Raw genomic sequence first — 2,686 nt, forward strand, 5'->3', positions numbered from 1 at the left:
CGGGCCGGTGCCCGGCGTGGCCTCGGGGGGCGGGGCGCTCGAAGCGCGTGGTGTCGTCCGGCGTGCCGGTCTCGGACCCGGCGTCCAGGCGCGTCGTCGGCTCGTCGTCCGAACGCTGGGCCGGCGGGACGTAGGGTCGTCCGGCGTAGGGGTCCTGGGGATCGCTCATGCTCCGAGATTCTCCTGCCTCGCTGAGAGAAGACTGTGTTCAGTCTGTCGGTCGTTCATGAAATCGGCCCGTCGGGCCCGGGGTCCGAGCCCGGGATGCGGACGGTGAGCACGGCGCCGCGTCCGGGCACCGACTCGGCGGCGACCGAGCCGCCGTGCCGCGCGACCGCCTGGGCCACGATCGAGAGCCCGAGGCCGGAGCCGGGCTGCGTGCGCGCCTCGCTCGAGCGGTAGAACCGCTCGAACACGTGCGGCAGGTCCTGCGGCGGGATGCCGGGGCCCTCGTCGGCGACGGTCAGCACGCCGTCCTGCAGGCGCACGGTGACGGTGCCGCCCTCCGGGCTCCACTTCGCCGCGTTGTCGAGCAGGTTGATGACGGCCCGCTCGAGGATGAACGGCTCGCCGAAGAACATCCACGGACGCAGGTGCACGTCGAACGTGAGGCCCGGCGCCCGGCGACGCACCCGGTCGACCGCGGCCTCGACCACGGCGGCGAGGTCGGCCGCCTCGGGGCTGCGGCGCAGCGGCTCGTCGCGGGCCAGCTCGACCAGGTCGCCGACCAGGGTGGTGAGCTCCTCGAGCTGGCCGTGCACGTCGTCCATGACCTCGCGGCGCTGCTCGGGCGAGAGCGGCCGGTCGCTGGCGAACGCCTGCTCCATGAGCTCGATGTTGGTCCGCAGGCTGGTGAGCGGCGTGCGCAGCTCGTGGCCGGCGTCGGCGACGAGCTGGCGCTGGCGCTGCTGGGACGCGTCCAGGGCGGCGAGCATCGCGTTGAAGGACGTGCCGAGCCGGGCCAGCTCGTCGTGCCCGTGCACCTCGACCGGCGCCAGCTGCTGGGTGCGCGCGACCCGCTCGGTGGCCCAGGTGAGGCGACGCACGGGACGCAGGCCGGTGGACGCCACGAGCCAGCCGGCCAGGGCCGCGACGAGGATGCCCACGCCGCTGGTCGCCCACAGGATGATGTTCATCCGCCGCAGGCTCTGGTAGATCGACTCCGCCGACTGGGCCAGCACGAGCGCCTTGCCCGGGCCCGCGTTGACCGCGACGACCCGGTAGTGGGTGCCGTGGATGCGCGCCGTGCGGGTCGAGTGCTCGCCGCGGCCGAGCGCCACCTCCCGCTCCAGGCTCGAGACGTACTGCATCGCGGCCAGGTCGTCGAGCGCCTCGCTCTTGAACAGCGTCCCGCCGTAGATGACGCCGACCTGCACGCCGCCCAGCGACAGCGCCTCGGGCTGGTAGCCGCGGATGATGTCCTCGGTCGTCCGATTCTCCACGGCCGTCTCGGCGCGCTGGAGCAGGGCGTCGTCCAGCGAGTGCACGAGCTCGTTGCGCAGCACGAAGTAGACCGACGCGTTGATCGTGGCCAGCACGAAGCCGACCGTCGCCGCGGTGAGGACCAGGATGCGCCCGGCCAGAGACAACCGGGACGTGACGGCGCGCAGCGCGCGGTGGACGCGGCCCGTCACGATGTCGGCGGCTCGCGCAGGACGTACCCGACGCCGCGCACCGTGTGCAGCAGGCGGGGCTCGCCGTCGGCCTCGAGCTTGCGCCGGACGTAGCCGACGTACACCTCGAGCGAGTTGGCGGTGGTCGGGAAGTCGAAGCCCCAGACCTCCTCGAGGATGAAGCTGCGCTCCAGCACGCGGCGCGGCCGGCGCAGGAACAGCTCGAGCAGGTCGTGCTCGGTGCGGGTCAGGGTGATCTCGCGGTCGCCGCGGAAGACCTCGCGGGTGACCGGGTCCATGCGCAGGTCGGCGAAGACGAGGGGTGCCTCGTCCGGCTCGGACGACGCCGCGTTCGCCGAGCGGCGAAGCAGGGCGCGGACGCGCGCGAGCAGCTCCTCGAGGGCGAACGGCTTGGCCAGGTAGTCGTCGGCGCCCGCGTCCAGGCCGTCGACCCGGTCGTCGACGGCGTCGCGGGCGGTGAGCACCAGGATCGGCACGTCGTTGCCGGCGCTGCGCAGCGCACGGGTCGTCTCGAGCCCGTCGAGGCGGGGCATCATCACGTCCATGACGATGGCGTCGGGGTCGACCTGCGCGACCCGGGCCAGCGCCTCGGCGCCGTCGCCGGCGGTCTCGACGCTGTAGCCGTTGAACTCCAGGGACCGTCGCAGCGAGTCGCGCACGGCGCGGTCGTCGTCCACCACCAGGATGCGCATGCCCCCAGTCTGCCGGGTCGGGCTGAGACGACGCTGAGCGTCGGCGTCAGCGGCCCAGGAGGCTGCGGGCGGCGGCTGCGGCGCGGGCGCCGTACGAGCCGCCGAACAGCACCGCGTGGACGAGCAGCGGGTGCAGCTGGTGCAGCCCCACCCGGCGCTCCCAGCCGTCGGCCAGCGGGAACGCCTCGGTGTACGCCTCCAGGACGCGGGGCAGGTGCGGCAGGCCGAACAGGGCGAGCATCGCCAGGTCGGTCTCGCGGTGGCCGCCGTGCGCGGCCGGGTCGATGAGCCACGCGGTGTCGGTGGACCACACGACGTTGCGGCCCCACAGGTCGCCGTGCAGCCGGGGCGGGCGGCTCG

The 2,686-nt window shown here is 74.0% G+C and carries 3 protein-coding genes; all 3 read right to left on the minus strand.

Annotated elements, in window-relative coordinates; all coding sequences use genetic code 11:
* Positions 1-224: 224 nt before the first annotated feature.
* Complete coding sequence (locus AC2W7G_RS13330; RefSeq protein ID WP_485868864.1) at positions 225-1,634, minus strand: sensor histidine kinase; 1,410 nt, start codon at positions 1,632-1,634, stop codon at positions 225-227.
* The gene (locus AC2W7G_RS13335) at positions 1,631-2,326 is read right to left on the minus strand and encodes a response regulator transcription factor (RefSeq protein ID WP_485868865.1); all 696 of its coding nucleotides are present in this window, start codon (positions 2,324-2,326) and stop codon (positions 1,631-1,633) included. The genes AC2W7G_RS13330 and AC2W7G_RS13335 overlap by 4 nt, the downstream gene beginning before the upstream one ends.
* 46 nt (positions 2,327-2,372) lie before the next feature.
* Positions 2,373-2,686: fructosamine kinase family protein (locus AC2W7G_RS13340; RefSeq protein ID WP_485868866.1), on the minus strand; the 314-nt coding region annotated here is incomplete at its 5' end.

The sequence above is a fragment of the Aeromicrobium sp. PFPM2_SD2 genome (assembly GCF_057364525.1).

Excerpts from the sequence above, each read along its gene's own strand:
- AC2W7G_RS13335 (WP_485868865.1), bottom strand. The coding sequence starts at position 2,326 with ATGCGCATCCTGGTGGTGGACGACGACCGCGCCGTGCGCGACTCGCTG.